At 31.1% G+C, this 7,653-nt stretch carries 5 protein-coding genes; 4 read left to right on the forward strand and 1 reads right to left on the reverse strand.

Annotated elements, in window-relative coordinates; genetic code table 11:
• Positions 1-90 precede the first annotated feature (90 nt).
• Entirely contained in the window at positions 91-1,689 is a 1,599-nt protein-coding gene (locus tag WC622_RS15975; RefSeq protein ID WP_372820691.1) for a T9SS type A sorting domain-containing protein, read from the forward strand.
• A 174-nt stretch (positions 1,690-1,863) separates the two neighbouring features.
• On the opposite strand, the gene WC622_RS15980 is transcribed toward WC622_RS15975, so the two are convergent.
• Positions 1,864-2,859 carry an IS110 family transposase gene (locus WC622_RS15980; RefSeq protein WP_372820692.1) on the reverse strand — a complete coding sequence of 332 codons (996 nt, stop codon included), beginning with the start codon at positions 2,857-2,859 and terminating at the stop codon, positions 1,864-1,866.
• A gap of 583 nt (positions 2,860-3,442) precedes the next feature.
• Here WC622_RS15980 and WC622_RS15985 point away from each other — a divergent pair.
• From WC622_RS15985 to WC622_RS15995, 3 genes are all read left to right on the forward strand, one after another.
• Complete coding sequence (locus tag WC622_RS15985) at positions 3,443-3,652, forward strand: hypothetical protein (protein WP_372820693.1); 210 nt, start codon at positions 3,443-3,445, stop codon at positions 3,650-3,652.
• A 56-nt stretch (positions 3,653-3,708) separates the two neighbouring features.
• The gene (locus tag WC622_RS15990) at positions 3,709-4,476 is read left to right on the forward strand and encodes a GLPGLI family protein (RefSeq protein ID WP_372820694.1); all 768 of its coding nucleotides are present in this window, start codon (positions 3,709-3,711) and stop codon (positions 4,474-4,476) included.
• 87 nt (positions 4,477-4,563) lie between these two features.
• Positions 4,564-7,194 carry a hypothetical protein gene (locus tag WC622_RS15995; protein ID WP_372820695.1) on the forward strand — a complete coding sequence of 877 codons (2,631 nt, stop codon included), beginning with the start codon at positions 4,564-4,566 and terminating at the stop codon, positions 7,192-7,194.
• Positions 7,195-7,653: the final 459 nt, after the last annotated feature.

Here is a 7,653-nt window from a genome sequence, read left to right on the forward strand (position 1 = left end):
TATTTATTAATGCAAACTAAAGGCGGAACGTTAGCGGATATTCAATAGGCATAGTAATAAAAAGGAGCCATTTAAAAACAAATTCAACTCATGAAAAACAATAGTATTCCCTGCCTTTTAACATTACTTTTTTTGAGTTTAATTTCATCTGCTCAAGACACCAGAAAATACCCAATATTCAATGCCTATGTTGGTAGTGCCGGTTTTGCTCCAATTATAGATACCTATGATGGTGGACACTTATTACAATACAGTTTCGATTATTCTAATGGTCGCGACAACAGTACTATGCTTATTAAGACTGATGCTAATTTTGTTCCTATCTGGAGGAAATCGTTTGGAACATACTTAAATGATAAAAGGGTACTTACTTTCCCTGATGGAACTTCAGTTCTTTTTGCAAGAACTGGTTGTTCGAATGTTCAGGTATCACCTTGGCAATCTGCATGGTATTGCCCCCGATTTATACTTCATAAATTAAATGACCAGGGACAGACAATATGGTCAAAAGAAATTGGGTCAACAGCTAACAACGATTACATTACTCCTTATGATGCCTTTCTAAAAAATGCTACCACTATAAAAATTGGCGGTAGGAAAGGATCTCCAATTCAACCCCAAAACCCGGTCATAATGAATTTTGATTTGGATGGAAATTTATTGAATGGCACTATCCTGCAGGGATTATGGGGAACTGTTTATTCGATGAGTAAAGAAGAAAGCACCGGAAGTTATTATGCTTTAATTTCAAGCAACATTTGTAAATTCGATCAGAACGATACATTATTATGGGCAAGAGAAATAAAATTTCAAAATGCAACAACTTATTTTCCTGATTATGCTAATGCCCCAAATACCAAAATCCTTAGCAATGGCGACTTGTTAGTTAGCTGTCTTTTACAATATGTTACTAATGATTTCGGAAGATTACTTCTTAGGATTGATACTAACGGAAATTTAGTTTGGGCCAAAAAAATAGCATGCGATAAAATTGGAGGCATTAAAGAGTTGGCTTCGGGTGAAATAGTTGTGTCTATAATTGATGAGACTTATTACAGCGACTATGTACGTCTTAACTATGTACTTAAAATTACAGCCAATGGGAATCTTGTTTTGGGAAAGGGTTACAGAAATAGTTCATCAGCCAGCGAGCTATACGAAAAAAATGCAAACGAATGGTATTTTGCAGTTCATGGATTCGTTAGAAATCAAAATAATATCGATTATCATCAACCCACGATTTTTAGCACTGACAGTTCCGGAAATTCAGCGTGCAATGGGTTCGATGCCAACATAACTATGACTGACGAAAACATAACCTTATCAGTTCCCACAACATCTATTACCCAAACGCCATTAGGTACGTTGCAATCAATACCTGATACAACACCCAACTTTATTACCTTAGCAAATCTGACCTCAACAACAGAATGTTCTCCATTAAGTATTTCTGAATTTAATAGTAATGGTACTTATCTATATCCAAATCCTAACACCGGAAATTTTACAGTTAAATCTAATGCCTTAATTGAAAAAGTAGAAATATTTACACTATTAGGACAAAAAATAACTGAATCAAGACCAATACAAACAGAATTCGCAGCATCAATAGAAGATTCAGGAATTTACATAGTAAGGATTAAAACTACAGATGGTTATAAAGTGGTTAAAGTTATTGTTACAAAATAAAAACATCTGCTAATAGCGGTTAACTACAATAGCTGGTTTTATCTTTGCCTTCGGCCTGTTCGGCGTTACGCCTCGGGTCTTGGAAAATACTCTGAACTTCAGCATTTCTTATTACATTTTTCTTTAACTTGCCGCTACTACGCCAAGCGGCATTCCAAGATCAAATCCAAATTTTTAAGCATAAAATTTATTTATTTCTACATACGGAGTTCCTCTGTTAACTGTTGCAAATACTCGTGATACTATTTTGTTCCTGATGATGTTTAGCACTACCATTTTGGGTTTTCCTTCCTCTACTCTTTTTTGATAATATAATTTGAGTTCGCTATCGTGTTGAATGGCGCTAATGGCGGACATTGACAATAAACTTTTCATCTTCCTGTCGCTTATAGCATGAATCTTATTCCGGCCATGAATACTCGTGCCTGATTGGTATGCATAAGGGACCAGACCGCAATAGGCTGAGAACTGTCTTGAGCCTTCAAAACGAGTGTAATTCTGGGTATGTAACAACATTTGAACAGCCAAGACCATTCCTACTCCTTTAACGGTTTTAGAGAGCTTGTAATTGGTTGTCATGGTTTGATCTTGTTTGATTAACTCATTCATACCTTTTTCTATAGCGGTTATTTGGCTGTTTAATTGAGCCATGTTCTCTTTTAAAATGACTATCGAGACATCGCTAACTTCATCATTGACTAACCCTTGCATGCCTTTATAAAGGTTTTTACTGGCCGTGAGTTGTTTGACTAACTGCTCGCGAAGACTCATCATTCTTTGTAATTCAATTAACTTCTTAGCCGGCGGTGTGGAGGGAACCAGTTCCTCTCTTCTGAGCCAAGCATAGCTGGCTATTTCCCAGGCATCAGCCTTATCACTCTTACCACGTCTGAACCCCATAGAACGTTTGATCTCTATAGCATTCACACAACAATAGGCATACTGGTTTTCATAAAGAAAGTAACTCAATAATAAACAATACCAACCTGTGTGCTCAAAGCAGAATAAAGTCTCCTTCAGATTTACTTTTTGCTTGTTACACCAGGCAATAAGTTGTTTAAAGCCTTTACTGTCATTACTGAATTGCTGATGTACCTGAGTGGTTTTCAGATAAACATCTAAGGTTAATTTTGATACATCAATCCCAACGGTTTGTTTTACATTTTTCATACATTTGTTTTTAAGAGATTAAAATAACTTGCTGTGCTATCGCCTTTAGCGGGCCTGAAAACCCATCATTCCAACTAGTACTGGCAAGATCCTAAATGGGAAACGGGTCTTATGCGGCTTATAGGTCACTACCCTACGGAACGTTTTAGTTCACCCGTTTCCTTTTAGGTTAAATTAATCATTATTTATTAATGCAAACTAAAGGCGGAACGTTATACGATACCCCCTGAGCTACATCACGCCAAAAAACACTCATTTCTTACAAAAGTGTAGTTTAACGACTTTTTTTACCCTTTAACGACTTTATTTGGTAAGCATAAAAAAATACTTTAAAAAATTAATTATTTTCTTTTTTTTTAAAGTTGCTTCTATTATTTTCGCAAAATATTCTTATAATTTTATGTAAAATTAAAATTGTATTGTTTTGAGAATAGTCGCGAATATTTAAAAAAATAATATGGTTTTTGTGAGAACTTTATAGTTCACGGGCAGAACTCCATATGGAAAACAATGCAGAAAATCTTTGACTGCCCTAATGAGCCAGAAGCTCTTGCAAAGATTCAAGCAAAATACTAAAACAAGAATGAAAAAAATATTTTTAGCAGCAATTCTATTGGTTAGCGTAACTATGAATGCCAGAGTTTGGAATGTTACCACAACTTGCGGAGTAATTGGAACAATTAATATGGCTGATAATGCTACATTACAACAAATTACGGATGCTGTAGCAACGTATAATTTAATGCACTGTGGTGTTTACCCAAAAAAGGTGACTATAACAGTTAATACTTAATTACCAAATTTAAGGCTATCTATGAACATAGATAGCCTTCTTAAACTTTATAAATTATGCGAAAAAAACATTTTAAAATTTTAATAGCATTACTTTTTATTCTAGAAGCCACTGCTCAAACCATAAACACTGACTATATGTGTTTTTATGATTTAAAATTTACAAGAAATGATAAATCATCTGATACTGAACAATTCATTTTATTAGTTGAAAGTAAAAATAATAAATCAGCTTTTTTAAGTACTACCATTTATTCCATGAACTCATTAAAAGAAACTAATCCAAACGATTATATGCAGTATGGCTCAGAATTTCCTGAAATTGTTTGTAACAACAATAATCAGATGGATGTTTTCGAAGATATTAAAGATTTTAAATATCGATATGTGGAAAATGACAAACTTAATTGGGAAATTCTAAAAGAGAAAAAGAAAGTAGGAAAGGTTAACGCTCAATTAGCTCGATGCAATGCTTATGGTAGAATCTGGTATGCTTGGTTTTCCATCGAAATACCCCTAAATTATGGTCCTTACAAGTTCAAAGGTTTACCTGGACTAATAGTTAGCCTTTACGACTCTGAAAAAAAGTTGACTTTTACATTAGCGAATTATAAAAAAAAGAAAGAAAAATATAACTCACCCAAAGTAAAAGACTATAAACTTATTACAAAAGATAAATATTATAAAAACAGATTTAAAATTTTAACATCAGATGACGGCTCTGTTATATTTGATAACTCAGAAGAAAGAAAGAAATGGTTTAATGTAGTAAAAAAAAGGTATAGAGGTCAAATACTTTTAGATATAAAATATCCACAAGAATAAATTCAAAATACCAAAATATAGTTTTTAAAATTGCATATAACAACTGCTTATGTTGTTATGATAAAACTAAACAAGCGTAAAAAACTTATGATAAAAAATTTAATTCTATTTATTTTAATAACTATTACAGTAAACTCTCAAACGACTATTAAAGGAAAAATATCAGACCTCAAAGGAAATCCGATTTCAAATGCAAGTGTTTTAATAAATTACAAATCTACAGAAGACATTATAGCTTATTCAATCTCTGATGAGAAAGGTAATTATAGTGTTACTTTCTCCGAATCTCAAAATGAAATTGACATTCAAGTTAGTTCCATAGATTTTGAAACAATCAATGAAACTTTAAAAAATGAGAGCCAAAAAAAAGATTTTAGATTAAATAATAAAGTGTTCGAATTAAAAGAAGTTGTTATAAAGACACAGCCAATTACTCAAAAAGGTGACACTATAAAATACTCTGTAAATTCATTTGCTAAAGAACAAGATCGAAGCATTGCTGACGTACTAAAAAGAATGCCCGGAATAGAAATCTTATCAGACGGAAAAATTTTATACCAAGGTAAACCTATCAATAAATATTATATTGAAGGGCTAGATTTATTGGAAGGCAAGTACAATCTAGCCAACGAAAATTTACCTTATAATGATGTAACCCAAGTGCAGATTTTAGAAAATCATCAACCCATAAAGATGCTAGACAGTTTGAGATTTTCAGAAGATGCGGCTTTAAATATTAAATTAAAAAAATCATATACATTTACAGGACAAGCCAAGCTAGGTGCAGGGTTTTCTCCGTTATTATGGGAAACCAATATAACACCAATGCTTTTTACAAAAAAACAACAAATGCTTGCATCCTATCAAGCCAATAATACAGGTAGTAATGTTGCGCTGCAACTTAAATCTTTAACTATTGACGATTTATTGAACCAATTTGAGAGTAGTAATGAAAAGTCAAATTGGTTGTCCATTCAACAATTATCAAGTCCTGATTTTTCTGAAAAACGATGGTTAGATAATAATATTCACTTACTTACTTTTAACCATTTACAAAAACTAAAAAAAGATTATGAACTAAGATTAAACGTTTCCTATTTAAATGACTATCAACAGCAAAATGGGTATACAAATACTCAATTCATTACACCTACCAACACTATAAACCTTCTTGAAGAAAAGAACAATCTATTTTTTTCTAATGCATTACAAACCAACATTACTTTACAAAAAAATGCAAATAAAAATTATTTCAAAAACAGCCTAGATTTTGAAGGTAGTTGGGATAGCCAACGTGGCTTAATTTATACAGAAAATCAAAATATTTCACAAAATCTCACAAACGACTATTTAAAAATATCAAATAGTCATAAATCAATTTTTTCTATTGGTAAACAATTACTTACTTTAAATTCATATGCAGGTTTTAATAAAACACCACAAACATTAAAAGTAAATCCTGGACAGTTTGAAGCAATTTTAAATAACAACATTCTGTATCAAGAAGTGACTCAGAGGGTTGATTTAAAAACTTTTTATACTAACAATACATTTAGTTTTATCAAAGGTTATAATCAATTTACATTTGAACCAAAAATTGGTTTTCAATTGGAAAATCAAACCTTGAAAAGCCAGATTACCACTTCAGAAAATACAATTTTGAGTAATGACTTTTCAAATAATTTAGATTGGATGCGCTCAAAAATCTATTTTGAACTCCATACACAATATCAAAAAAATAAATGGCGTTTAGATTTGACAACACCTATAAATATTCAATCTTATACAATAAATGATAATCCTTTACAAGAAAAGGAAAGTCTCAATAGAACCACATTTGAGCCAAGATTGTCAGTTATTTACGATTTAAATACGTATTGGAAAATTAATTCCACTGTAAGTATCAATAATCAATTTGGTACAATTAATCAATTGTATTACGCTTACATTTTACAAAATTATAGAAGCATCAAAAGTATTAATGCACCTTTACCACAAATAATAAATCAAAATAAATCTTTTGGCGTTAATTTTAGAGACCCTCTCAAAGCTTTGTTTTTTACTTTTATTTACACCAACTCAAAAAGCGATAATAACTTGTTATATGACACACAAGTTTTAACTAATGGTTCAACCGTAATAAAAGCCATTGAAAAAAAGAATACAAGATTAAATCAATCTGTTTCGGCACGTATTAACAAATATTTCAGCAAATTAAAAACAAATGTTATCCTGAATGGCAGTTATAGTTTAACTGAATTTCAACAAATATTGAATTTTAATGATACTACAATTAAAAACGTTAATTGGAGTTTTGGAAATAAAATAGATATTGATGTTTTTGAATGGTTTAATTTAGAATATCAATCCAATTGGTTACTCTCAAAAAACAAAATCCAAGAGAAATTAAATCCAACAATTATTCAACAAAATCATTCAATGAACTTAAATTTTGACTTTAATAAAAATCAATTTTTTTCCATAAAGTCTGAATACATCAACAACAATTTATTTACTGAACGTTCAGAAAACCTATTTACCGATTTAATATACAGATATACAATTAAAAAGCGAAAAATTGATTTTGAATTTCAAATCAATAATTTATTCAACACAACAAATTTTAAAACAGTAAGTATTAGCGACTATAGTTATGTCGAAACCAATTTTAATTTACGACCAAGGCAAACAATGTTTAAAATTACGTTTGCACTGTAGTGATATTAAAATAAAATGCTTAAAAAAAACAATAAACATTATTTAGCTCTTTTGTTGTATTTTAAAGCTTAGCTATATTTAAATAAAATAAATAATTCGATCAAAAAACTTTAATATTATGGCATCTACATCAGAAACAGGACACGGACTTGCATTTAAAGAAAGCCGAAACAGAAATATAGCAGGATGGAAAAACAGAAGCGGAACAAGAAAGAAAAGCGGGCATCATATAACATGAACTGTGTAAAAAACCAAATTTTTTAAGCTGTTTTTTGCAAGTAACTATCCATGTAAAATATTCTGTTTTTAACCACACCAAATACGATTTTAAGTAGCTTATTGAAAACGGCGTTAGGGCAGCTTTTTTGTTTTTACCTTTTTCTACCAATCGATCAAATAAATCCCTGCATTGGGCATTGGTTTTCTTTGCGTTTAGAGCACACATGTAAAGTATATGGC

Origin of the sequence: Pedobacter sp., assembly GCF_041662865.1 — a bacterium.
In the GTDB taxonomy this organism is placed as follows: domain Bacteria; phylum Bacteroidota; class Bacteroidia; order Sphingobacteriales; family Sphingobacteriaceae; genus Pedobacter.

Excerpts from the sequence above, each read along its gene's own strand:
- WC622_RS15975 (WP_372820691.1), top strand. The coding sequence starts at position 91 with ATGAAAAACAATAGTATTCCCTGCCTTTTAACATTACTTTTTTTGAGT.
- WC622_RS15980 (WP_372820692.1), bottom strand. The coding sequence starts at position 2,859 with ATGAAAAATGTAAAACAAACCGTTGGGATTGATGTATCAAAATTAACC.
- WC622_RS15985 (WP_372820693.1), top strand. The coding sequence starts at position 3,443 with ATGAAAAAAATATTTTTAGCAGCAATTCTATTGGTTAGCGTAACTATG.
- WC622_RS15990 (WP_372820694.1), top strand. The coding sequence starts at position 3,709 with ATGCGAAAAAAACATTTTAAAATTTTAATAGCATTACTTTTTATTCTA.
- WC622_RS15995 (WP_372820695.1), top strand. The coding sequence starts at position 4,564 with ATGATAAAAAATTTAATTCTATTTATTTTAATAACTATTACAGTAAAC.